Annotated in this window: 21 protein-coding genes; 12 read left to right on the top strand and 9 right to left on the bottom strand. The window is 69.8% G+C overall.

Annotated features, from left to right (window positions below; genetic code table 11):
• Window positions 1–41: 41 nt before the first annotated feature.
• The 5 genes from EUC46_RS04575 to EUC46_RS04595 form a co-directional block, all read right to left on the bottom strand.
• Window positions 42–752, bottom strand: a complete 711-nt coding sequence (locus EUC46_RS04575) for a helix-turn-helix transcriptional regulator (RefSeq protein WP_128773007.1) — start codon at window positions 750–752, stop codon at window positions 42–44.
• A gap of 131 nt (window positions 753–883) precedes the next feature.
• A complete protein-coding gene (gene rsgA, locus EUC46_RS04580; RefSeq protein ID WP_128773008.1) occupies window positions 884–2131 on the bottom strand; it encodes a ribosome small subunit-dependent GTPase A in 1248 nt (415 codons plus the stop codon).
• Window positions 2118–3602 (bottom strand): 3-phosphoshikimate 1-carboxyvinyltransferase, encoded by a 1485-nt coding sequence (locus EUC46_RS04585; RefSeq protein WP_128773009.1) that lies wholly within the window; start codon window positions 3600–3602, stop codon window positions 2118–2120. The genes rsgA and EUC46_RS04585 overlap by 14 nt, the downstream gene beginning before the upstream one ends.
• 93 nt (window positions 3603–3695) lie before the next feature.
• Entirely contained in the window at window positions 3696–5927 is a 2232-nt protein-coding gene (locus tag EUC46_RS04590) for an NADP-dependent isocitrate dehydrogenase (RefSeq protein WP_128773010.1), read from the bottom strand.
• Between the two features lie 144 nt (window positions 5928–6071).
• Window positions 6072–6575: a DoxX family membrane protein gene (locus EUC46_RS04595; protein ID WP_128773011.1), complete on the bottom strand. Its 504-nt coding sequence runs from the start codon at window positions 6573–6575 to the stop codon at window positions 6072–6074.
• Window positions 6576–6887: 312 nt separating this feature from the next.
• Between EUC46_RS04595 and EUC46_RS04600 the strand changes: the two genes are divergently transcribed.
• From EUC46_RS04600 to EUC46_RS13420, 3 genes are all read left to right on the top strand, one after another.
• Window positions 6888–7580: a sigma-70 family RNA polymerase sigma factor gene (locus tag EUC46_RS04600; protein WP_241655394.1), complete on the top strand. Its 693-nt coding sequence runs from the start codon at window positions 6888–6890 to the stop codon at window positions 7578–7580.
• A complete protein-coding gene (rsrA, locus tag EUC46_RS04605; protein WP_128773012.1) occupies window positions 7577–7909 on the top strand; it encodes a mycothiol system anti-sigma-R factor in 333 nt (110 codons plus the stop codon). Before EUC46_RS04600 ends, rsrA begins: the two co-directional genes overlap by 4 nt.
• A gap of 176 nt (window positions 7910–8085) precedes the next feature.
• Window positions 8086–8160: a 50S ribosomal protein bL37 gene (locus EUC46_RS13420; protein WP_390884266.1), complete on the top strand. Its 75-nt coding sequence runs from the start codon at window positions 8086–8088 to the stop codon at window positions 8158–8160.
• Window positions 8161–8396: 236 nt separating this feature from the next.
• On the opposite strand, the gene EUC46_RS04610 is transcribed toward EUC46_RS13420, so the two are convergent.
• Window positions 8397–8987: a GDSL-type esterase/lipase family protein gene (locus EUC46_RS04610; protein ID WP_128773032.1), complete on the bottom strand. Its 591-nt coding sequence runs from the start codon at window positions 8985–8987 to the stop codon at window positions 8397–8399.
• A gap of 137 nt (window positions 8988–9124) precedes the next feature.
• Window positions 9125–12964 carry a multifunctional oxoglutarate decarboxylase/oxoglutarate dehydrogenase thiamine pyrophosphate-binding subunit/dihydrolipoyllysine-residue succinyltransferase subunit gene (locus tag EUC46_RS04615; protein WP_421701280.1) on the bottom strand — a complete coding sequence of 1280 codons (3840 nt, stop codon included), beginning with the start codon at window positions 12962–12964 and terminating at the stop codon, window positions 9125–9127.
• 378 nt (window positions 12965–13342) lie between these two features.
• On the opposite strand from EUC46_RS04615, the gene EUC46_RS04620 reads away from it, so the two are divergent.
• The 4 genes from EUC46_RS04620 (at window position 13343) to EUC46_RS04635 (ending at window position 18191) form a co-directional block, all read left to right on the top strand.
• Window positions 13343–14665 (top strand): hemolysin family protein, encoded by a 1323-nt coding sequence (locus EUC46_RS04620; RefSeq protein WP_206645895.1) that lies wholly within the window; start codon window positions 13343–13345, stop codon window positions 14663–14665.
• Entirely contained in the window at window positions 14662–15738 is a 1077-nt protein-coding gene (locus EUC46_RS04625; protein ID WP_128773014.1) for a hemolysin family protein, read from the top strand. Before EUC46_RS04620 ends, EUC46_RS04625 begins: the two co-directional genes overlap by 4 nt.
• A gap of 220 nt (window positions 15739–15958) precedes the next feature.
• Complete coding sequence (locus EUC46_RS12675; RefSeq protein WP_241655395.1) at window positions 15959–17380, top strand: M23 family metallopeptidase; 1422 nt, start codon at window positions 15959–15961, stop codon at window positions 17378–17380.
• 64 nt (window positions 17381–17444) lie between these two features.
• Complete coding sequence (locus EUC46_RS04635; protein ID WP_241655396.1) at window positions 17445–18191, top strand: glycerophosphodiester phosphodiesterase family protein; 747 nt, start codon at window positions 17445–17447, stop codon at window positions 18189–18191.
• Between the two features lie 544 nt (window positions 18192–18735).
• Here the strand turns inward: EUC46_RS04635 and EUC46_RS13425 are convergent.
• Window positions 18736–19167, bottom strand: coding sequence for a DUF488 family protein (locus EUC46_RS13425; protein WP_206645896.1), 432 nt, complete (start codon window positions 19165–19167; stop codon window positions 18736–18738).
• Between the two features lie 174 nt (window positions 19168–19341).
• Between EUC46_RS13425 and EUC46_RS04650 the strand changes: the two genes are divergently transcribed.
• Window positions 19342–19587 (top strand): hypothetical protein, encoded by a 246-nt coding sequence (locus EUC46_RS04650; protein WP_128773015.1) that lies wholly within the window; start codon window positions 19342–19344, stop codon window positions 19585–19587.
• A gap of 135 nt (window positions 19588–19722) precedes the next feature.
• Window positions 19723–19932, top strand: a complete 210-nt coding sequence (locus EUC46_RS04655; protein ID WP_128773016.1) for a hypothetical protein — start codon at window positions 19723–19725, stop codon at window positions 19930–19932.
• 17 nt (window positions 19933–19949) lie between these two features.
• Here the strand turns inward: EUC46_RS04655 and EUC46_RS04660 are convergent, their stop codons facing one another.
• The gene (locus EUC46_RS04660) at window positions 19950–20792 is read right to left on the bottom strand and encodes an SDR family oxidoreductase (protein WP_128773017.1); all 843 of its coding nucleotides are present in this window, start codon (window positions 20790–20792) and stop codon (window positions 19950–19952) included.
• A 96-nt stretch (window positions 20793–20888) separates the two neighbouring features.
• Between EUC46_RS04660 and EUC46_RS04665 the strand changes: the two genes are divergently transcribed.
• The 3 genes from EUC46_RS04665 to EUC46_RS04675 are packed head-to-tail and all read left to right on the top strand — an operon-like array spanning window position 20889 to window position 22677.
• Window positions 20889–21557 (top strand): TetR/AcrR family transcriptional regulator, encoded by a 669-nt coding sequence (locus EUC46_RS04665; protein WP_164918749.1) that lies wholly within the window; start codon window positions 20889–20891, stop codon window positions 21555–21557.
• 12 nt (window positions 21558–21569) lie between these two features.
• Window positions 21570–22418, top strand: a complete 849-nt coding sequence (locus EUC46_RS04670; RefSeq protein WP_128773019.1) for an aldo/keto reductase — start codon at window positions 21570–21572, stop codon at window positions 22416–22418.
• A gap of 1 nt (window position 22419) precedes the next feature.
• Window positions 22420–22677, top strand: coding sequence for an SDR family oxidoreductase (locus tag EUC46_RS04675; RefSeq protein ID WP_128773020.1), 258 nt, complete (start codon window positions 22420–22422; stop codon window positions 22675–22677).
• Window positions 22678–22826 lie beyond the last annotated feature (149 nt).

The following is a 22826-nucleotide window of genomic DNA, read 5'->3' on the forward strand; positions in this document are numbered from 1 at the left end:
CACAACCGGTCTCCTGGCCGAAGCGGGCCCCGAGCAGGCCTCTAGCCGGGCAGGAGAATGCGGCAACCCGGGGTCAGTGCCGCCGTTGAGGCCGCCTCGCGGGTGTCCTGATTGTCGCCGGCCGAGGGACGGATCACGGTAATGCCCTCATGCTTGGACACCGCCCGCAGGAATCCCTCGTGCATGAGGCACACCAGGGGGTCGGGGCCCCTGCCGTCCATGATCATGGGGCACGAGCGCAGCACAATCTCATTGTCGAGCAGTTCCGGGCTGAAACCCATGAGGGCTAGAGACGGCAGAAGGGCCTCGGCGACGCCCCCGGTGGTGGAGTTCTTGGCCATGGCCGCCGGCGGCGTCATCTCCGCCCAGCGCCGCCCGATCTCCAGGGCGGTGCTCCGGGCCTGCTCGCCGTCACCGAGGGTGGCGGCAATGGCGTCCAGGAGAGTCAGGTAGGAGGCCAGGACCAGGGTGGGGTCCGGCGCGGTCGGGGAATAGAGGAGCGCGGGCCGACCGCGTTTGCCGGTGGGGCGGGGTGCGGAGCGTACGAAACCAGCGTCGACCAGGGAGTCGAGGTGCTCACGCACGGTGTTGTGATGGAGGTTGAGGGCCTTGGACACCTCGGTGGCAGTCAGGGGCTCAGCGGCCGCCTCGACCGTCTCTAGGACCCGGCGGCGAGCGGCGGACAGGTTGGTCCTGGCTGACAGATCACTCCAGGTGGGGCGGGGCAGATTCGCCCTGGCGACATCGGACATGCGTGCAGCCTATCGGTGTAGATGTCATCAGTGGGGGATTCTGGGATGATGTGCTACACAGTGCGACCGCCCGCCCGCCTCCCGCTTCGCCGCTGCGCGGACGCCGGCCGGCCACTGATCCGGGGCGCGGCTCAGCGGTTGAGTGTGGGATCCTCGGCCTCCAGGGCGGGCGCCAGGAGCCGGCGAAAAGACTCCACTCGGGCGCGCCGGTCCTGGGCCCCACTGTCAGTCCGGGGCCCGGGCGGGGCGCCCGGCGGGCCGGGCGCCTTCCCGGCCGGGCCCGACCCGGCCGGCGGCCCCGGGGCGCCCAGAGGATCCGACTCGGCGGCCCACTGGTCCAGGGCGCAGTCAATGACCCCCTCTTCGTGCGTACAGCCGCGTGGGCAGTACTGGGCAACGTCGCTCAGATCCGGGAAGCCGCGCAGCACGTCGGCGCTGGAGACGTGGGCGACCCCGAAGGAGCGCACCCCGGGGGTGTCAATGACCCAGCCGCCGTCGGGCAACTCCAGGGCCTGGAGACTGGTGGAGGTGTGGCGGCCCCGGCCGGTGACCTCATTGACCCTCCCGGTGGCGCGCCGCGCCCCCGGGACCAGGGCGTTAATGAGGGTGGACTTGCCGACCCCCGAATGGCCGACGAGTACGGAGGTGCGGCCGGCCAGGGCCTGACGCACCTTCTCAACACCAGTGTCCGACCGGGCCCGGGCCCGGTCGGGGGCGTCGCCCGGCCCCGGGGTGCTGCCCGCGGTGCAGCGGGCGGTACCGGCGCCCTCCCCGGATGACTCCGGCTCGAGGTCCGGTTCGAGGCGGGTGGCCAGGGAGCGCACCCCCAAGGGCTCGTAGAGGCTGAGCAGGGGCCCGGTGTCGGCCAAGTCGGACTTGGTGAGGACCAGCAGCGGTTCCATGCCGGCGTCGTAGGCGGCCACCAGGTAGCGGTCGATCATGCGGGGCCGCGGCCGGGGCTCTGCCACGGAGGTGACAATGACGAGCAGGTCGGCGTTGGCCACCACGGGCTTCTCCGTGCCGGCACCGTCCCCGTCTTCGGCGCTGCGGCGCAGCAGGGTGCGGCGTTCGTGGACGCGGACCATGCGCGCCAGGGTGCCTTTGCGCCCGCTCACGTCCCCCACGACGCCGACCCTGTCCCCCACGACCACTTTCCCCCTCCCCAGTTCCCGGGCCTTCATGGCGGTGACCTCACCGCTGCCGTCCTCAGTCAGGGAGGGGTCCTCCAGGCGGATGCGGTAGTGGCCGCGGTCAATGCGGGTAACGACTCCGGTGACGGCGTCGGCGTGCTTGGGGCGCTGCTTGGTGCGTGGGCGCGAGCCCCTGCCGGGGCGCACCCGCACGCGCGGGTCGTCGGTGCCGGTGTCACGACGCGCCATGAACACCCCCGGGGGCCGGCGCGGCGGCGCGCCCCACGGTGGGGTCGCAGCTCTGGGCCGGTCCCTCCACCACGTCCTGCCACATGCGGGTGAAACCGGGCAGGGTCTTGGAGGTGCAGGCCACGTCGGTGACCTTCACGCCGGCCACGCTCAGGCCGATCAGTGCCGCGAAAGCCGCCATGCGGTGGTCGGCGTAGGTGTTGAGGGTCGCTGGGTGCAGGGGGGCGGGGGTGATCTGAAGACCGTCCGGGAGCTCCCGCGCCGACCCGCCCAGGCGGTTGATCTCGGTCACCAGGGCCGCCAGCCGGTTGGTTTCGTGGCCGCGCAGATGGGCGATGCCGGTCAGGCGCGAGGCATGCCCCTGAGCGCCGGCCAGGGCGGCCAGGGCCGCCAGGACGGGAACGAGTTCTCCAGTAGCCGACAAGTCCGCCTCAATACCCCGCAGCCGCCCGGTGCCCTGGGCCTGGAGGGACAGTGAGCCGTCCGGCTCCCGTACCTCCTGGACCTCCCCGCCCAGGAGGGGCAGAAGGCGGCGCCAGGCGTCGCCGGCCTGGGTGGTGCGCTCGGGCCAGTGCCCCACCCGCACCCGTCCCCCGGCGATGAGGGCGGCAGCCAGGAAGGTGCCGGCGTTGGACAGGTCCGGTTCAATGGCGACCTCACCGCCACGCGGTCGGCCGGGATGAACGCGCCAGGTCCGCCCCCCGGCTGGGGCGCCCGTGGCGGGGGTCTCCACGCGCACGCCCCGGTCGCGCAGCGCCCGCACCGTCATGGTCACGTGCGGCAAGGAGGGCACTGGGCCGGTCGCGGTGACCTCCAGGCCCCCGGGCAGGAGGGGGCCGAGGAGCAGGAGGGCGGAGAGGAACTGGGAGGAGCTGGAGGCGTCCACTGCCACCCGGTGCGGCTCGTCGGGGCGTGCGCGGGTCGTGCCCCCCGGGGCGGTGCTTGTGGGGGCGGCGCATGGGGGGGCGTGAAAAAGTGGCGGTGCGTTCTCGCCGGGGCCGACCGTGACCGGCAGGTGCCCGGGCTCACCGAGGCAGGTGACGTGCGCCCCCAGGGCCGACAGGGCGTCCAGAAGGGGGGCCAGGGGGCGGGTGCGGGCGGCCTGGTCGCCATCAAAGGTCACCGGGGCGTCGGCGAGGAGGGCCAGGGGCGGGAGGAAGCGCATAACAGTGCCCGCCAGACCGCAGTCGATCCGGCCGCCTCCGGTCAGGGGCGTGGGGGCGGGCTGAATGCGCAGGCGGGTGCCTGCCGGGTCCAGTGCGGTGGCGTCCGCGCCCAACTGGCGCAGGGCGGTGATCATGAGGTCGGTGTCGCGTGAGCGCAGGACACCGGTGAGTGTGGTTGGGGTGCCCGCCACCGCGGCCAGGAGCAGGGCCCGGGCGGTCAGGGATTTTGACCCCGGCAGCTCCACGACGGCGTCAAGGGGCCCGGGGGCGGGTGGGGCGGACCAGGGCCGGGAGGCGGGCGGCATGCCCTGAGCCTAACGGGCCCGATGTCGGGGCTCAGGGCGCGCAACTCGCGTGGCGCGGGCGCTCATTGAGCGGCCCCACCCCGAAGGGGCGGTTCAGAGCGCGTCAATAATCGCGTTGAGCGTCCCGCTCGGCCGCATAACCGCGTCGGCCTTGACAGCATTGGGCCGGTAGTAGCCGCCAATATCCGTCGCAGTGCCCTGGACCGCCAGCAGCTCGGCCTGGATGGTGTCATTGGCGGCCGCCAATCGCTCGGCCACCGGCGCGAAGAACCCCGCCAAACCGGCATCGGCCGACTGCGCCGCCAAGGCCCGTGCCCAGTACAGCGCCAGCCAGGCGTGCGAACCGCGGTTGTCCACCGCGCCCAGGCGACGAGCAGGGGAGCGGTTCTCCTCCAATACGGCGGCGGTGGCGGCATCGAGGGCATCGGCCAGGACAGTGGCCCGAGTGTTCCCACTGACCCGGGCCACATGCCGCAGAGCCTCGGCCAGGGCCAGAAACTCCCCCAGGGAGTCCCAGCGCAGATAGTTCTCCTCCAGCAGTTGGCGCACGTGCTTGGGGGCCGAGCCGCCGGCGCCGGTCTCATACAGGCCGCCCCCGTTCATGAGCGGCACCACCGAGAGCATCTTGGCGCTGGTACCCACCTCGAGAATGGGGAAAAGATCGGTGTTGTAATCCCGCAGGACATTGCCGGTCACTGAGATGGTGTCTTCACCGGCCCGGGCCCGCTCCAGGGACAGGCGGGTGGCGGACACCGGGTCCAGGACGCGGATGTCCAGGCCCGTGGTGTTCTCCCGAGCCAGGTAGCGCTCTACCAGGGAGATCATGACGGCGTCGTGGCCGCGGGTGGGATCCAGCCAGAAGACCGCCGGCGCCCCAGTGGCTCGCGCCCGGGTGACCGCCAGGTGCACCCAGTCACGGATGGGGGCGTCCTGGGTGGTGCAGGCCCGCCAAATGTCCCCGGCCCGGACCTGATGGGACAATAGGACGGCGCCCGGCTCAGCTCCCGCACCCGAAACCACGGCCACCTCCACGGTGCCGGCGGCGGGAATGAGGAAGGTCTTGTCGTGGCTGCCGTACTCCTCCGCCTTACGGGCCATGAGGCCCACATTGGGTACCGAGCCCATGGTGCGCGGGTCCAGGGCCCCATGGATCTTGCAGTCCTCGATGACGGCCTCATAGACACCGGCGTAGGAGGAGTCGGGGATGACGGCCAGGGTGTCATCGGTGCGGCCGTCGGGCCCCCATAGTTTGCCGCCGCCGCGGATCATCGCCGGCATGGAGGCGTCGATAATGACGTCGCTGGGCACATGCAGATTGGTGATGCCGCGCGAGGAGTCCACCATGGACAGGCGCGGCCCGTCGGCCAGGTCCGCCTCAATGGCGGTACGAACCTGCTCGCCCTCGGGCAGGGCGTCCAGGCCCGCCAGGATGGAGGCCAGCCCGTCCTCAGCGCGCAGGCCCGCGGCCTCCAGCACCGGCCCGAAGCGCTCAAAGGTTGTGGGCAGGGCGGCGCGGACGGCGTGCCCGAAGATGAGGGGGTCCGAGACCTTCATCATGGTGGCCTTGAGGTGGATCGACAGCAGGACGTCCTCAGCCTTGGCGGCGGCGACCTGTTCGGCCAGGAAGGCATCCAGGGCGGCGGCGCTCATAAAGGTGGCGTCCACAATCTCCCCGGCGGTCACCGGCAGATGCTCGCGCAGGACCACTGTCCGGCCGTCGTCGTCCCGCCGCAGGCGAATCTGGAGGACGCCGGCCCGCGGCACCACCGCGCTGCGCTCATTGTGGCGGAAGTCCCCACTGTCCATCGTGGCCACGCGGGTGCGCGACGTCGGGCTCCATGCGCCCATGGAGTGCGGGTGGGAACGGGCGTAGGCCTTGACGACTTCAGGGGCGCGGCGGTCGGAGTTGCCCTCGCGCAGGACCGGGTTGACGGCGCTGCCCTTGACGGCGTCGTACCTGGTGCGGGCTTCGCGCTCAGCGTCGGTGGCCGGGGAATCCGGGTAGTCGGGCAGGTCCGCGCCCTGAGACTGGAGTTCGGCGATAGCCGCCTTGAGCTGGGGCAGGGAGGCGGAGATATTCGGCAACTTGACAATAGTGGCCGACGGCGACTGGGTGAGCTCGCCCAGACCGGCCAGGTCATCGCGGGCCAGGCCGAAGGCCGCCAGGATGCGGCCGGCCAGGGAAATATCCGCCGTGCCCACGCTTACGCCCGCAGCGCGCGTAAAACCCTGGACGATGGGCAGGAAGGAGCGGGTCGCCAGCATGGGCGCCTCATCGGTCCAGGTGTAGACGACCTCGGGCTGGACGGTGGTCTGCTCGGTCACGGACGGTCTCCCTCATGCTCGACTCAAGGGCCCCGGGGATGGGACGACGCGAGACTATCGCGCGCCTGTGACAAGAGCATGTGGCGCCTCAGCCCGCCAGGCCGTGACCGCCCGGGAGGGTGCCGCCGGCCCTCGTGCGGCGCCTCAGTCCGCCAGGCCGTGACGCTCCAGAACGGCGGCCTGGGCGGCGGCGATCGCCGCGCGCTGCTGCTTGCGGGCCCGCAGGCGCCAGGCCAGGGACGGGCGGCCCTCACGGTCCACGGCCGCCAGCAGCAGGCCGGCGCCCACCGCCCCGCCGCGCGCCAGCCCCGAGACGGCCTCGCGGCGCTCAGTCTTTCCGCGCGCGGCCCACACCGGATAGTTGACCACGGTCAGGGGCAGGTTGAGGGCGGCGAGCACAACGGCGCAGGTGCGCGGGGCCCGCCCCGTCGCCAGGCCCAGGCCCGCCGCAACACTCATGGCCCCGGTCAATCGGGTGAGCAGGACGGCGTCCGAGGCCAGCACCGGCGGCAGGCCGGCCCGCTCCAGCAAAGGGGCCACCTTCTCGAACTTCTCCACATGCCGCCGAGGGCGCACGATGGCGTCGACGCCGTCAACGACGAAGCTGGAGGCGAGCATGGGGCGGGCGACGGCGCGAAGGAGGTCCATGCCCCTATCCTCGCGCAGCTTCGCCACTCGGGCCAGGATTCCCGCCGACGATTCCCCGGGGCCGGGCGAGTTCGCCCCGGGGCACCATCCTGGCCCCGGAACCCCTGGGCCGCGGCCCAGAGGCATTGAGACATTAGGACGCCGTATTCGGCGGCCACCATTTGTGCCGGGCCGCTGGAGCGCAGCCGACACGCGGTGGGAACAAGCCGGGGGCCGTCGTCGTTGGCCGAGGTGATGACACCCAGCGCTACCTCTTTCGCTATCGCCGTGGCCGTGCCGGCGGGGCCCGACCGAGGGCTAGGCTCGTTGTTGATGATGGACACCGATCATGTTGACCCCGCCGTTGACGACACCCCTTCCGGGCACCATGACCACCATGACATTGACGACATTGACCCCGAGAGCCTCGACCGCGCTCCGGCTGACGAGGATGAGGCGGCGCGCGCCGCGCGCTTCGAGGCCGATGCCCTGCCCTACCTCGACCAGCTCTACGGCGCCGCCCTGCGCATGACGCGCAACCGCTCCGACGCCGAGGACCTCGTCCAGGAGGTTTACGCCAAGGCCTTCGCCTCCTTCCACCAGTACCGTCCGGGCACCAACCTCAAGGCCTGGCTGTACCGCATCCTGACCAACACCTTCATTAACCTCTACCGCAAGAAGCAGCGCGAGCCCCTTCAATCCGACGCCGACACTGTCGAGGACTGGCAGCTCCACCGCGCAGCCTCCCACGACTCGGTGGGGCTGCCCTCAGCCGAGGCGCTGGCCCTGGACCTACTGCCCGACCAGGAGATCAAGGCGGCCTTCAACGAGTTGAGCGAGGACCGGCGCCTGGCGGTCTACCTCGCCGACGTCGAGGGTTTCTCCTACAAGGAGATTGCCGAGATCATGGACACCCCCATAGGAACGGTCATGTCCCGACTCCACCGCGGCCGCCGCCAACTGCGCGGCCTTCTGGCCGACCACGCCCGCCAACTCGGCTACGCCGGCCCTAAGGAGGGGAGATGACGGTCAAGAAGGACCCGAACTGCTCCTGCGCCGAGGCCCGCGCCCACCTTGAGGCGTTCCTGGACCACGAGTGCGAGGACGACCTGTACGCGCGTCTGGCGCAGCACGTCGCCACCTGCGACCACTGTTCCAAGATTGCCGACGCTGAGACCCACCTGCGCCAGATCCTGCGCTCGCGCTGCGCCGAACAGGCCCCGCCCGAGCTGCGGGCCCGGGTGCTGGGGCGGCTGTCGGTCATGCGGGCCTCCTCCACCGTCACCGCCGTGACCGTCTCAGGGCGCACCACCACTACGGTGCGCACCGCCACGGTGCGCTACAGCCGCAACTGAGCCCGGGATCGGGGCCGTGATCCGTGATCAAGGCTGCGTCGGGCGCGGCGACGGCGGTGTGCTGACAACCACCATGAAGGCGCGCGGCGCCTGGTGGCCCTGGAGCGGACGCGTGTGCGAAGATGGCACCTGTTCCGTGCCCCCTCGTGGGGCGAGTCGAGACACGAGGAGGCAATATGAGCAAACGCGGTCGTAAGCGTCGTGCGCGTGCCAAGAACAAGGCGAACCACGGCAAGCGCCCCAACGCCTGAGACACGGCACCGAGCGACTTCAGAACTGAGAGCGGCGGGCGACCACCATGCGGTGGTCGCCCGCCGTCGCCCGCATCGGTCACCGTGGCCATTGGCGCCGTCGGGCCCCGACCCGGACGGCCGGGCCGGCGACTGAGCCCGGGAGCGGCCGCAACTGGGCCCGGGGGAGTGGGCCGGGCGGCCCGGGACCCAGTTCTCGTTGATCCACTTCTCTTCCACCCGGAGCCCAGTCCCCTTCAGCTCGGGGCGGATACCCCCAGCCACTCGTACCAGCCTCGGTGCATGACCAGCCACGCCAGCAGCCCGTAGCCCGCCTGTGCCGGATGGCGGCCGCCGGCTGCGGAGACGTCAGTGTTCCACTGCTCATGGTTGCGCAGGGGTTCGAAGGCCTCCACATAGGGCACGCCTCGGCGGTGGCACACCTCGGCCGCGGCGCGCGACAGGGCGGCCGTGCCCTCCGCATCTGCGCTCGGCAGTGGGGGCGGGCCCAGGACGAAGCACTCGCGGCGCTCCCCCAATGCCTTGTCCAGGATATTGGCGATCGCCAGGCGCGAGCGCGCCGCCGAGACTCCGACGACAACGTCGGCCACCCCCAGCCCGATCACCAGGCGGTTCTTGCCATTGCTCGTTGAGCGCAGGGCCACCTCAGACAGCCAGCGCTCAGCGAGCTGGGCGGTGGTCTCCCCGGGCACGGCCAAGGCGGACCACAAGATCCCCAACTCATGGGGGGTGCGGGCCATGACCCGGCCTGTCCACCCCAGGGCCCGCGGGTCCCCGTAACCGGCGACAAGCTCATCCCCAATGAAGTGCAGCCTGTCCCTGTCCACGTCCACCCGGACCTCCTTGTGCTCTGACCTTCTACGATTCCGACGCTACCGCGCCCGGATATGACGCGACGGGATGCACTCCCAGTGTTTTCTCAGATTCCTTGAAGCTCACACTGTTATTGCCCCTATTGCCCCGTTCAAGCGCGGGAGAAAGCCCTCTGAATCACGGCGGCCTGCTGGTGCCGGTGGGCGCCGGCAGTGCCGACGGCGGGGGCCGCCGCCTCCGGCCGGGCCACCAGGTGAGGCAGGGCGCCACCGGTGAGCTCCGCCGGCAGGTGCAGGGCCAGGTAGGGCCACATGCCCTGATTGGCGGGCTCGTCCTGGACCCACACCAACTCGGCCCCGGTAAAGGGCGCCAGTGCCTCTGCCAGGGCCCGGCCGTCCAGGGGGTAGAGCTGCTCCAGGCGAACAATGGCCGTGGCGGTTTCCCCGCGCCTGGTGCGCTCCGCCAGCAGATCGTAGTAGACCCGCCCCGAGCACAGCAGTACTCGGTCCGCACCGGCGGCCAGAACCGCCGAATCCGCCTCGCCGAGCACCGGCTCGAAGGACCCGGAGGTGAACTCCTCCACCGGCGAGGCGGCCGCTTTGAGCCGCAGCAGCTGCTTGGGGGTGAAGACGATCAGTGGACGGCGCGGGCGGACATAGGCCTGCTCGCGCAGCAAATGGAAATAGTTGGCCGGCGTCGAGGGCTGGGCCACCCGCATATTGTCCTGGGCGCACATTTGCATATAGCGCTCGATCCTGGCCGAGGAGTGGTCCGGGCCCTGCCCCTCCATGCCGTGGGGCAGGAGCATGACCAGTCCGGAGCGCTGCCCCCACTTCTGGGAGGCGCTGGTGACATACTCGTCAATAATGGGCTGGGCTCCATTGGCGAAATCCCCGAACTGCGCCTCCCACATGGTCAGGCCCTCGGGCCGTTCGACCGCGTAACCGTACTCGAAGGCCAGGGCCGCGTATTCACTGAGCAACGAGTCGTAGATTTCCAAGGAGGGCTGGTCGGGGGTGAGGAAGTCCAGTGGCGTCCACTCCGCCCCCGAGTCGTGGTCGTGCAAGACGGCGTGGCGCTGGGCGAAGGTGGCCCGGCGCGTGTCCTCGCCGGCCAGTCGCACCGGCACGCCCTCCATGAGCAGTGAACCCAGCGCAATGAGCTCGCCGAAAGCCCAGTCGATACCGCCCTCCCGGCTGGCCCGCTGCCGCTTGGCCAGCATGGTCCTGAGCTTGGGGTGGACGTTGAACGCCCGGGGCCAGGTCACCTGGGAGTCGCCAATGCGCTCAACGACACCGCGTGGGACCGCCGAGGTCCAGCCCAGCATCATGCCGGCGCCCGCCGCCTGGGAGGAGGGCAGATCCAGGCTGGAGCGGGGCACGCCCACCTTGGTGGGGTCCGCCAAGGACGCCATCCAGGGAGCGTCCCCATCGTGGTCCGCGGCCGGCCGAGGGCCCGGAGCCGGCTGCCCGCGGGTCTCGGCGAAGATCCGCTCCAGCTCGCCCTGGTAGGCGGCGGCAATCTCCTTGGCATCGGCGCTGGTAATGTCCCCGCGGCCCACTAGGTCGGCGGTGTACACCTCACGCGTGGAGGGCAGGGAGTCAATGAGCCGGTACATGACCGGCTGAGTCATGGAGGGGTCGTCGCCCTCGTTGTGCCCGCGGCGTCGGTAACAGACGAGGTCGATAATGACGTCCTTGTGGAATGCCGCCCGATACTCGTAGGCCTGGTGGGCGGCGCGCGCCACCATCTCCGGGTCGTCGGCGTTAATGTGAAAAATCGGCACCTGCAGGCCCTTGGCCAGGTCGGTGGCATAGGTGGTTGAGCGGGCCGAGGCCGCCCCGGTGGTGAAACCGATCTGGTTATTGACAATAATGTGGATGGTGCCGCCGGTGCGGTAGCCGGGCAGCTGACTCATATTGAGGGTTTCATAGACCACCCCCTGCCCGGCGAAGGCGGCGTCCCCGTGGACGAGCACCGGCATGACCGTATAGCCCTTCTCCCCCAGGCCAATGCGGTCCTGCTTGGCGCGCACAATGCCCTCCACCACGCCGTCAACCGTCTCTAAATGGGAGGGGTTGGCGGCCAGCGACACGCGCGTGGTCACCGAGTCGGTGCCGGTGTAAACGCCCTCGGTGCCCAAATGGTATTTCACATCCCCGGTGCCGGCGCCCTCAATGACGCCATTGCCGTCGAATTCATCGAAAACCTGCCCGTAGGATTTCCCGGCGATATTGGTCAGCACATTGAGGCGCCCGCGGTGCGCCATGCCGATCACGACCTCGTCCAGGCCGTCGTGGGCGCAGGCGTCCAAGAGGCGGTCCAATAGAACAATGAGGGACTCCCCGCCCTCCAGGCTGAAGCGCTTCTGGCCCACGTACTTGGTTTGCAGGAAGGTTTCAAAGGCCTCAGCCTGCTCCAGCATGGTCAGGATGCGGCGACGCTCGTGGGCCTGGATCGGGGTCCACTCGCGCTCCAGGCGTTCCTGCCACCACAGGCGTTGGGCCGGGTCCTGGATGTGCATGTACTCAATGCCGATCGTGCGGCAATAGGCTTGGCGCAAGCGCTCCAGGATGGTGCGCAGTGTGGCGCGCTCGGCGCCCCCGAGGCCGCCGGTGGGGAAGACCCGGTCCAGATCCCACAGGCTCAGGCCGTAGCTGGTCAGGTCCAGGTCGGGGTGGCGGCGCAGGCGGTAGGTCAAGGGGTCGGTGTCAGCCGCCAGGTGGCCGCGCTGGCGGAAGGCGTGGATGAGTTCGGCTACGCGGGCCGGCTTGTCCGTCTCCAACTCGGGGTTGTAGGTGGCGTCGCGCGCCCAGCGCACCGGCTCGTGGGGGATGCGCAGCGATTCGAAGGCGCGCTCCCAGAAGCCGTCCAGCCCCAGGAGCTTGCGTTCGATCAGGCGCAGGAACTCCCCGCTGGTAGCCCCCTGGATGACGCGGTGGTCGTAGGTGGAGGTCAAGGTGACCACCTTGCCAATGCCCTGGCGGGCCAGGGTTTCCTCACTGGCCCCGGCAAAGGCCGCCGGGTAGGCCATGGAGCCCACTCCAACAATGACGCCCTGGCCGGGCATGAGGCGCGGCACCGAGTGCAAGGTGCCGATCATGCCCGGGTTGGTCAGGGTCGCCGTGGTGCCTCGGAAGTCCTCGACCTCCAGACGGCCCTGGCGGGTCTTGCGCACCAGCTCCTCGTAGGCGGACACGAATCCGGCCAGGTCCCGCAGGTCCGCGAGCTTAATCGAGGGCACCAGCAGGCGGCGCTCCCCCGAGGAGGTGGGCACGTCCACGGCCAGGCCCAGGGCGACGTGCGCCGGCTCATGCAGGACCGGGTGCCCCTCGGCGTTCAGGCGATAGGACACGTTCATGGCGGGCATGGCGGCTAGTGCCTCGACCACCGCCCAGCCAATGAGGTGGGTGAAGGAGACTTTGCCGCCGTGGGTGTGAGCCAGGTGCTCATTAATAATGGTGCGGTTCTCAATGAGCACTTTCGCGGGGATGGATCGTGCGGAAGTCGCCGTCGGTATGGACAGGGACTCCTCCATGTTCTTGGCGGTGCGGGCGGCCGCACCCCGCAGGCGGGTGTCGTTGTTAGGGCAGGAGTCGCCCTCCAGGGGGTGCGCCTGGTGGTGGGCCACGCGTTGGGCGTAGGGGGAGGTCGGCGGGGTGGCATCCGCTGGAGGTGCCGGCGGCAGGTCGGAGCGGGTGACGTCCTGCACCATGGTGGCTCGGCGGCGCGGGGCGGGCCCCTCGGAGGCGGTGGCGGCAATGGTTGCGCGACCGGTGCGCGGGGCGGTCGAGGGGGGCGGGGAGTTCTCTGGGTCCTCGGTCCCAATCGCGGCGCTCCAGGGGGCGGCGGCGCGCGGTGGCGGGGCGGGCGCACGGCCGGTGGCGGGGCGGGGCGCGCCCTTGGTGGAGCGGCTTTCAAAGAGCTCCCGCCACGGGGGTGACACGGAGGTGGGGTCGGCGGCCCAGGCCTGCCGCATTTCCTCCACCATCCACTCGTTGGCCCCGAATCCTGCGGTGTCGTGGTCCTGCTCCGGCACGGCGCCTCTTTCCTCACTCAAAGGCTGTGGACTCCGGCCGGGCCCAGACCCCGACCCGTTCGGGGCGATGGGGCCCACCGGGCCTGCTGTGTCCCACGACATCCTACGGGCGCGGGTGTTAAAACGATAGTTGAACATGGGACTAAAGGCGCAGTTCCAGGTGTGCCGCGTGTCGGGGTCGGCTCTGGGGCCCCTGGCGCCGCAGGGCGGTGATAGCGTGCGAAGCACTATGCGCCGACATCCCCGGCGGGCCCTCAGGCGACGTGCCCGCTCCCTTGCTGACCGTGTTCTCCCTGGCCCCGGGTCGGGCATCCCCGGAGGTGGGGCTGCGTGACCGACTGGCTCATGATCGCCCTGGGCGTGGTGCTCACCGCGGGCACCGCCCTCTTCGTCGCCGGGGAGTTCTCCCTGGTGGCCCTGGACCCCGCCACCGTCGAGACCCGCGCCGCCGGCGGGGAGCGGCGCGCCGAGACCGTCCTCAAGGCCCTGGGGCGCCTGTCCCTCCTCCTGTCCGGAGCCCAGGTCGGCATTACCCTGACCACCATCCTGCTGGGCTACACCATGCAGGACGCCCTCGCCACCCTCCTGGGGTCATTCATGAGCACCTGGATGGCGCAGTCCGTGGCAACCGGCGCCGCCGTCGTCATCGCTCTAGTGGTTGTCAACGCCTTCTCCATGGTGGTTGGCGAGCTCATCCCCAAGAACGCCACCTTGGCCGACCCTATGCGCGCCGCCGGCTACGTGGCCCCCTTCCTCATGGCCTTCACCGCCGTCCTCAAGCCCGTCATCGTGGTCCTCAACAACACCGCCAACCTTGTGCTGCACCGCATGGGCATTGAGCCCGCCGAGGAGATTAGCGGCACCCGCAGCGCCAGTGAGCTGGCGGCCCTGGTGCGGCACAGCGCGCAGGAGGGCACCCTCGACCGCTCGACGGCGACGCTCCTGACCCGCTCCATTGGGGTGGGGGAGTTAACGGCCGTCGACGTCATGACCGACCGCGGCCGCCTCCACACCCTGCCTGAGGAGGCCAACGCCGCGGATGTGGTCGCCCTGGCCCACGCCACCGGCCACTCGCGTTTCCCCCTCCTGGGCGAGGATTCCGACGACGTGCTGGGCATTGTCCACCTGCGCCGCGCTATCGCGGTCCCCTTTGAGAAACGCCCGGAGGTTCCAGCCTCGTCCTCCTCCCTCATGACGCCCGCGCCGCGCGTGCCCGAGACCATGCCCCTGGCCGCCCTTCTGGTGGAGTTGCGCGGCCAGGGGTCCCAAATGGCTCTCGTGGTCGATGAGTACGGGGGCACCGCCGGGGTGGTGACCCTGGAGGACGCCATTGAGGAGATCGTGGGCGACGTCGCTGACGAGCACGACCGCCGCCGCGCCGGCGCCCACATGGACTCCGACGGCGACTGGATCGTGCCCGGGTGGATGCGCCCCGACGAGCTGGCCGCCCGTGCCGGCGTCCATGTGCCCGACGACGGCCCCTACGAGACCCTCGCCGGCCTGGTCATGACCGAGCTCGGCCGCATTCCCGCCGTCGGCGACCGCGTGCGCACCCCCCGCGCCTGGCTCGCCGTTGAGGCCATGGACGGGCGGCGGGTTACCCGCCTGCGGGTGGGCGCCCTTGAATCCGAGGACCAGGAGGGGCGGCAATGAGCACTCCCGTCGCCCTGCTGGTCGCTGTCATGCTGCTCGCAGGCAACGCCTTCTTCGTGGCCGCTGAGTTCGCCGTCACTTCCTCGCGCCGCGCCGCCCTGGAGCCCCTGGCCGAGGCCGGGGACCGGCGCGCCGCCACCGCCCTGTGGGCTCTCCAACACGTCTCCCGCATGCTGGCCACCGCCCAGCTGGGCGTGACTCTGTGCTCCACGGGTCTGGGCGTTGTCGCCGAACCGGCCATCGCCCATGCCCTGACCGGCCCGCTGGAGAGCGTGGGTGTTGGGCATGCCGGCGCCCACACCATTGCCGTCCTCGTCGCTCTGGTGATCGTGGTCTACATCCATGTGGTGGCCGGTGAGATGGTGCCCAAGAACATTGCCATCTCCACGCCCGAGAACGCCGTGCGCTGGCTCGCCCCGTCCTTGGTCTTCATTTCACGATTGCTGGGCCCGGTCATTACCGCCCTCAACGCTCTCGCCAATGGCGCCCTGCACCTCATGGGCGTTGAAACCCGGGACGAGGTCTCGGCGACCTACACGGTCGAGGAGGTCGCCTCCATTGTGGAGCGCTCCACCGCCGAGGGCGTCTTGGAGGACGACTCGGGCCTGCTGAGCGGGGCCATTGAATTCTCCGAGGAGACCGCCGGCAGCGTCATGGTGCCCTTGAACGGCCTGGTCACCCTGCCCGCCGACTGCACTCCCGAGGACGTCGAACACGCGGTCGCCTCGACCGGCTATTCTCGTTTCCCCCTGACCGCCCCCGGCTCTAAGGCTCACGCTCCCACTATTACCGGTTACCTCCACCTCAAGGACGTCCTTTACGCCGACGCCGAGAACCATGCCCTGCCCGTGCCCTCCTGGCGGGCTCGCGCCCTGGTGCCCGTGCGGGCCCGCGACGAGGTTGAGGACGTGCTGGCCGCCATGCAGCGCACCGGCGCCCACCTGGGACGCGTCCAGGACGAGTCGGGGACGGTACTCGGGGTGGTCTTCCTGGAGGACATCCTTGAGGAGCTGGTCGGCGAGGTCAATGACGCCATGCAGCGCGAGGAGTTCCAGCGGCGCAGACGCGACTGACCCGAAGCGGCGGACGAGGCGGGGGCGGATCCGCGCCGGCACCTCGCACTCGCCGGCGGGGCCGGCGCCAGGCGCCCTGGCAGGAGTGTGACCAGAATCCTGGCGTGTACCCGCCCGCCTCGTTATCGTTCCAGCTATGGCGGCAGGGTGCGCGGCACCCGCCGCCCGGCAGCGGCCAGGACCGGCCCGCTGCGGACCGCGACACTGGGAGACCATCGGCGTGACCACGCAGCCCATGACCCGACGTCAACGACGCGAGCTCGAGCGAGCCGCGGAGATGGCGAACGCGCCAGCCCCGGCTTTCGCGGGGGGCGCTCAGGCGGCTCCAGACGCCTCTCCGGTTGCACCGCCCACAACCGTCGAGCATGCGTCCAGGGAGCTGGGGCGCCGCTGGATCGCCCTACGCGCCGCCGCCTCCGAGACCGCCGAGCACGAGCAGGCTGTCAAGTACCAGCAGGAGCGCGTGCGCACGCCCGAGGAGACCGGCGGGCCCTCCGAGACTGACGGGCCGGGGAGGGGCGGCCACCATTGGATCGCCCTCCACTCGGCCCCCGGGGCTGTTGAGCACGGGCGCGCCCGCCCGCCCGCCGAGCCCCGCGTTGGCCGAGCCGCCTCACCCACGTCGCGGGCCGCCTCGCGGGCGCGCCGCCTCCACCAGGCGGCGCCCCCGGAGCGCCGTCTCCACCAGGACACCTCCCAGGAGCATCACCTCCAGCGAACAGCATTTCAGGAATTTCAGGAGGAGTACTCCGCCGGTCACAGTCATGGGGCTGAAAGTCGTGGAGCTGAGGAGGCCGCGCCCCAGGAGCGCAGTGGCCTTCCGGAGATGGATCCGCCGCCTCCGGCCAGGCCCCGGCACACTGCCCAGGGCACGGTCGGGCGCCTGGGCGTACTCGCCGTCCTGGGGGCCGTGACCATTGTCGCCCCCGTCTTCACGCACGTTCCCTCGGCCACCACCGCCTCGGCCGCACTGAGCAGTGGGGACACCACAGTAAGCAATTCCTCATTGACGGAGTCCGTGCTCGGCTCGGACGCCGACGTCGACCCCGGTACGGACCCCGGCCTGTCCAACGTCCCCGACGCCGCCACACTCGCCCGCATTCGCGAGGCCTACACCAATGCGGCGGTCACCTGCGCCGCCCAGCCCGCCGGCGCCAGCGGTGACACAACCGCCTTCACCACGGCTCCCGAGCTCTACATACCGATGATCACCGGTACCTACGCGCTCTCCTCGCCGTACGGCTATCGCATCCACCCCACCCTGGGCACTCTCAAGCTCCACGCCGGTCAGGACATGTCCGCCACTGCGGGGACCCCCATCTACGCCGCCGCCGCGGGCACAGTGGTCACCGCCGGTATGATCGACGGCACGGGGACGGTCACCATTGAGCACACCATTGATGGGCAGACCTGGTACACCAGTTACCTGCACATGTATGAGGACGGCATCTACGTCAAACAGGGCGACGTGGTCGCAGCCGGCCAACTCATCGCATCCGTCGGCTCCTCAGGCCGCTCCACCGGCCCGCACCTCCACTTCGAGGTGCGCACGGCCAACGACGGGGCCGATGAGACCACAGTGGACCCTCAGGCTTGGCTGGTTGAGCACAAGGCCGCTGAACTCACCACGGACTGCACCTGAGCGCTACCGTGGGTCTGGTGGCCCTGCTTGAATCCCACCACACCCACCACACCGGGAGGCACCTGTGAGCCGAGTGCGCCGTTGCGCTGTGATCGCCCACCGCGGCGGGGCTGCTGAGGTCCCTGAAAACACCTGGACCGCCGTTGAGCATGTCGCCGAGCTGGGACTGGCCTGGATGGAGACGGACCTGCGGGTCACTGTGGACGGCGTACCCGTCCTGTCCCACGACCCCGACCTCGTCCGCCTGGTGGGGGTCGACAAGGCCATTGGAGAGATGACGTGGGAGGAGTTGGCCGAGCATGACGCCGGGGACGGTCGCCCCCACGTGCGCCTCGACGACGCCCTGGCCGCCCACCCCGACCTGCGCCTCAATGTCGATCTCAAGGAGTCCGCCGTCGTCCAGCCGGCACTCCAGGTGGTCCGCGACGCCGGGGCCCTGGGGCGTGTCCGCTTCGCCTCCTTCTCCGCAAGGCGCCTGGCCGTGCTGCGCCGCCAGGAGCCCCGGGCCACGACCTCCCTGGGGGTGGGCGACATTGCCGGCCTACTACTGCGCGCCGAGGCCTCCCTGGCCCTGCCGCACACCCGGTGGGGCTGGGCCAAGGGGCGCACCGACGCCGTCCAAGTGCCCGAACGCTTCCACGGCGTGCCCGTGGTGACGCCGCGCTTCGTTGCCGCCGCCCACAGCTCCGGGCTGGAGGTCCATGTGTGGACCGTCGACGAGCCCGCACAAATGCGACGCCTGGCCGCCTTGAACGTGGACGCCATTATGACTGATGTGCCAACCACCGCCGTGGCGGTGCTGGGCGGCTAGACGGCCTGTCCGATGAGCGGTGTGTGGGGTGGGGCGGTTTTCAACAGTGAGCGGTTCTGGCGAACCGCCCGGCGAAGGGGAAAAGCGAACGCGTTGAGCGCTGGCTTCCACATCATTACCGCCTGAACCCACACCATGTGAGGCCAAGGCCTCCTGAGCTGGTTGTTGCTTGTGGCCCTGGCGTCCTGAGGTCTCATTGGCCCGGTTCTTGGTGGTGTTGCACATTCTTCTTGCGTCGGCCTGTGAGGGATCGTTGGTATTTCAACGATTCCTCGTTGCAGGGGGTCGGTTCGGCAAGGATGAATGTGCAATGGCGTCCCCGTTCGCACATTCATCCCGTTCCTGGGCGCCCGGATTCCGGGCAGATCCGCAGGATTCCGCGCTTCACCGCTCCTTGGGGGAGGAAAGAATGTGCAACGCTCACACCCGGGCGCGCGCCAGGGGGATCCCAGACGGCGTGAGCCCGGAGAGCCGGGCGGCGTCAGAGTCGACAGGAACGTCCCCTCTCTCGGGCTCGTCATCCCCCAAGGGTCGCGCCTGGAGATCAAGCCGCACGAGGACTGGATCCCGAAGCAGGCTGAGACGATCCGCCTGTGGCAGCAGCGGCAGGACACGCTCCCGCTACCGGAGCTCGCACGCCGCTCGGCGTCGCCCTTGAAGCCACCTCCCCTGAAGGCGTGGTACCAGTACAAATGCGAGGATCCGCGGCAACAAGACCAGCGAGATAAGCAAGGGCACTGTCAGCCGACGGAGTGCTCAGGACACTGTCCCGGAAACGGGCGTGCGCACGGTGCGCGGCCAGTGTCCCGGGCTCGGCGTAGCCGGCACGGTTGTTCTTGGGGTTGCCGAGTTCTGGCCGGTGCTCGTACACCAGGCCGGATGCCTCCAGGCGCTCACGCAGGCGGTTCTTGGAGAAGTCGCACACGGGACACCGGGCTGAGGCGCACATCGACCAGGCGCGAGGCTCCGACGCCATCCGTGCAGTGGGGGAGCCGGGGCTCGCACCATCTGATACGCGCCCAGGCCGGGTCGGATCGGCGGCTCTCCCCGGTCCACAGGATGGACAGCGGGGCACTCCGCTTGCGAGACACCTCACCCGCGGGGCGCCCACGGTCCCGCATAGTAGGATTCGCCGCCAAGGAGGACCAGGATGAGCACGGACCCGTGCTTCCCCTTCACCCCTGACAAGTGGTGGCCCGACCTGTTCGAGCCCCTGAGCCGGGCCGAGCACGAGGGGCACATCGACAGTCTGGCGGTCAGCTGGCACGAGGGCCGGGTGCCCAACCGCGCCGACGTCGAGGACCACCTCGCTGTAGCCAGGGGTGAGCTCACTGTCCTGCAGGTGGCTCTGCGGAGCGCCGACCGCGTTTCAGCGCCCGGCGCCGTTCGTGCCTGAGCAGCCCGGCTGGAGCGAGTAAGCGAGTACTGCTACCCCGAGACGGCCGTCGAGCATCCCGGTGATGTTGTCCAGGGGGCGCTGCGCAATATCCCCTGGCAGCGGCTCGACCGCGGTGACCCGGGCGCCTACACCATGCGCTGGTCTGCCGTGCCGCCGGCCCAGTGGAACGAGGCCTGCGGCGACGCCATGCCGCTCCCGGGCTCGGCCCGCCCCCGCCCGGCCGCGCTGGAGCCCGTAATGGCGCGCATTATTCAGCCCGGCAACGAGAACTCCGGTGAATGGGGCGACGGCGTCCTCAGCGCCTCCACCCCTGGCCGGGGCGCACGTCGACCGCCCACCTGACAGAGTCCAGCGTCGTTTCAGTGGTCATTTCCGGCAAGTGTGGGATTGTGTAGGCGGTACCGTCCACCGGCGATTGCCGCGATGACGCCACCGTCGATGAGCAGGTCGGCGCCAGTGAGGAAGGTGGCGCCCATCATGAACGCGGCCGCCTGGCCGATCTCGTCGGGTGTACCGACCCGCTTGGCGGGAGAGGCCTCGATCATGGCCCGGTAGCCCGCGGCGCCGGGCCCGCTCATCTCGTCGCGTGCGAGTGGAGTCATGATGATGCCGGGGCTGATCGAGTTGACGCGAGCGCCGCGATCGCCCCAGGTCAGCGCGGCCGCCTGGACGCGCAGGATATTGGCGCGTTTGGCCATGCTGTAGGCATGGCCCGAGTCGGTGATGGATGCCAGCGCCGGCAACCCCGCCAGCTCGCGAGCCGGTGTCCGGGCGAGTGCGCGGCTGGTGGCCTCATCGAGTGGCGGCAGCATGTACCCCGCCTGGCTGGCGATGACAATGCCCGCGCCTCCGGGCGCGACGAGGCGTCCGAACTCCTCCAGCACGAGGGCGGTTCCGACGACATCGACCGCAACGATGGCCTGCGCACTCGCCTGCACCGGCGAGACCCCGGCCGCATGGATGACATGCGTCACAGCGCCCAAAGATGCGGCATGCTCGACCAGCGCGGCCACCGAGTCTGCGTCGGAGACGTCGACCTGTGCGGGGCGCGCGTCGAAGCCGTCGTCGAGGAATGCCTCGACGACGGCACGGGCGGCGTCCTCGCGCAGGTCCGCAACCAGCAGTGTGTGTCCGGATGCCACGCGGCGGGCGATGGCGCGTCCGATCGAGCCTGCCCCAATCAGTACGACGACGTTCCCCATTGATGTTCCTCCATTATTTGACCGATGGTCGCTTACTGTGTCACGATGGTAACCGACCGTTGGTTGGATGCCGAGCGAGATGGAGGAAGGTCCGACGTGTCGAGGGAGGATCAACTGGGCGGAGCAGGTTTCCAGCGGGCCCGTACGGCGGCCCAGCGCACGCTGCGCCGCGAGCACATTCTCGGAGTCGCCCGGGAACTGCTGGCCGAGCGCCGGGTGCCCGAGCTCGGGCTCAATGAGCTCGCCCGGAGGGTAGGCCTGGCCAAGGCGAGCCTGCTCGGCTACTTCGGCTCGCGGGAGGCAGTGCTGTTGGAACTGACCCGCCGGGAGTACACGGACTGGGTGGACGAGCTCGAGTCCGCCAAGGGGCCGCACACTCCGGCACAGTTCGCCCGCCGGCTGGCCGAAACGGCCATCTCCCACCCCCTCCTGGGCGAGCTCCTGTCCAACTTGATGACCAGCCTGGAACACAACGTCAGCACCGAAGAGATCATTGCGTTCAAGGGTGCGATGTACGACCAGATCGAGCGGCTGCAGCGACTCCTAGATACGGTCATCGGCCCACTCCCACCCGAGCGACAACTCGTCCTGGTGCCCGGCATCCACGCGCTGATCATCGAATTCCACTCGCTGGCCCATCCCTCTAAGGCGCTGCAAAGCGCAGCCGCGCTCGACCCGCGCATCCACTGCGGTCTACCCGACCACACGGGCAGCCTCGCCGCTGCCCTGACTCTCTATCTCACCGGCGCTCGCGCCACCGACTGAAAGGCAACTCTCATGCAGTACATCACTCTCAACAACGGCGTCCGCATGCCGATCCTGGGCTTCGGCGTCTACCAAGTTCCCGCAGCCGAGACCGAGGCCGCCGTATCGGCTGCGCTGGAGGCCGGGTATCGCCTGATCGACACCGCCGCCGCGTATCAGAACGAGGAGGCTGTCGGGCGCGCGATCGCGGCCTCCGGAATCCCCCGCGACGAGCTGTTCGTCACCACCAAGCTGTGGATCGCCGACGCCGGCGAGACCCGCGCTCGCACCGCCTTCGAGCGCTCCCTCGCCAAGCTCGGTCTCGACTACCTCGACCTGTACCTGATCCACCAGCCCTTCGGGGACTACTACGGCTCCTGGCGGGCCATGGAGAGGATCAACGCCGAGGGCCTGAGCCGCGCCATCGGGGTCTCCAACTTCTACCCGGACCGCCTGGCCGACCTCATTGCCCACAACGAGATCGTTCCGGCCGTCAACCAGGTCGAGACCCACCCCTTCAACGCGCGCTTCACGGACCAGGAGTACATGGCCGGCAAAGGCGTTGCCATCGAGTCGTGGGGTCCGTTCGCGGAGGGCAAGCACGGCATCTTCACCCACCCGACGCTGACCGCCATCGGTGAGCGGTACGGCAAGTCCGCCGCCCAGGTGGTGCTGCGCTGGCTCGTACAGCGCGACGTGGTCGCTATCCCCAAGTCAGTGCGCCCGGAGCGCATGGCTGAGAACTTCGACGTCTTCGACTTCGAACTGGACGATGCCGACATGGCCGCGATCGCGACCCTCGACACCGGGGAGTCCTCGTTCGTCGATCATCACTCGCCCGAGACCGTCGAATGGCTGGCCACGTTGAAGTTCGAGAACTGACATGACCGTCCTCGTCATCGGCGCTACCGGCACCATTGGCCGCGAGGTCGTCGGCCAGCTCCTAGCCTCCGGGCGTGAAGCCCGCGCTCTCACGCGCGACATCGCCCGTGCTCGTCACGTGCTGGGCGACGGCGTTGAACTCGTCGAGGGAGACCTCGCCAGCACTTCGGTGCTCGCGGACGCCCTGAACGGCATCGAGGGGGTCATCCTCACCCACGGCGGCGACTCAGACCCCGAGGGCATCTATGGCCGGCTTTAAACAAGATCGTTGTCGGGCCGTATTGTTGGTAGGTGTTCGAAGTCGTAGTCGAAGGTGCGGCTGGTGATGTAGTCGGTGAACGCGGTGTAGGTCTGCTCGGGGGTGTCGTGTTGGATGTTGGCGATGCTTCCTTTGGCCGTGTTCCAGAC

It is taken from the genome of Actinomyces oricola (genome assembly GCF_004104015.1).
Taxonomy (GTDB): domain Bacteria; phylum Actinomycetota; class Actinomycetes; order Actinomycetales; family Actinomycetaceae; genus Actinomyces; species Actinomyces oricola.

Excerpts from the sequence above, each read along its gene's own strand:
- EUC46_RS04575 (WP_128773007.1), bottom strand. The coding sequence starts at position 752 with ATGTCCGATGTCGCCAGGGCGAATCTGCCCCGCCCCACCTGGAGTGAT.
- rsgA (WP_128773008.1), bottom strand. The coding sequence starts at position 2,131 with ATGGCGCGTCGTGACACCGGCACCGACGACCCGCGCGTGCGGGTGCGC.
- EUC46_RS04585 (WP_128773009.1), bottom strand. The coding sequence starts at position 3,602 with ATGCCGCCCGCCTCCCGGCCCTGGTCCGCCCCACCCGCCCCCGGGCCC.
- EUC46_RS04595 (WP_128773011.1), bottom strand. The coding sequence starts at position 6,575 with ATGGACCTCCTTCGCGCCGTCGCCCGCCCCATGCTCGCCTCCAGCTTC.
- EUC46_RS04600 (WP_241655394.1), top strand. The coding sequence starts at position 6,888 with ATGATGGACACCGATCATGTTGACCCCGCCGTTGACGACACCCCTTCC.
- rsrA (WP_128773012.1), top strand. The coding sequence starts at position 7,577 with ATGACGGTCAAGAAGGACCCGAACTGCTCCTGCGCCGAGGCCCGCGCC.
- EUC46_RS04615 (WP_421701280.1), bottom strand. The coding sequence starts at position 12,964 with ATGGTGGAGGAAATGCGGCAGGCCTGGGCCGCCGACCCCACCTCCGTG.
- EUC46_RS04625 (WP_128773014.1), top strand. The coding sequence starts at position 14,662 with ATGAGCACTCCCGTCGCCCTGCTGGTCGCTGTCATGCTGCTCGCAGGC.
- EUC46_RS13425 (WP_206645896.1), bottom strand. The coding sequence starts at position 19,167 with ATGGCGTCGGAGCCTCGCGCCTGGTCGATGTGCGCCTCAGCCCGGTGT.
- EUC46_RS04650 (WP_128773015.1), top strand. The coding sequence starts at position 19,342 with ATGAGCACGGACCCGTGCTTCCCCTTCACCCCTGACAAGTGGTGGCCC.
- EUC46_RS04655 (WP_128773016.1), top strand. The coding sequence starts at position 19,723 with ATGCGCTGGTCTGCCGTGCCGCCGGCCCAGTGGAACGAGGCCTGCGGC.
- EUC46_RS04660 (WP_128773017.1), bottom strand. The coding sequence starts at position 20,792 with ATGGGGAACGTCGTCGTACTGATTGGGGCAGGCTCGATCGGACGCGCC.
- EUC46_RS04670 (WP_128773019.1), top strand. The coding sequence starts at position 21,570 with ATGCAGTACATCACTCTCAACAACGGCGTCCGCATGCCGATCCTGGGC.
- EUC46_RS04675 (WP_128773020.1), top strand. The coding sequence starts at position 22,420 with ATGACCGTCCTCGTCATCGGCGCTACCGGCACCATTGGCCGCGAGGTC.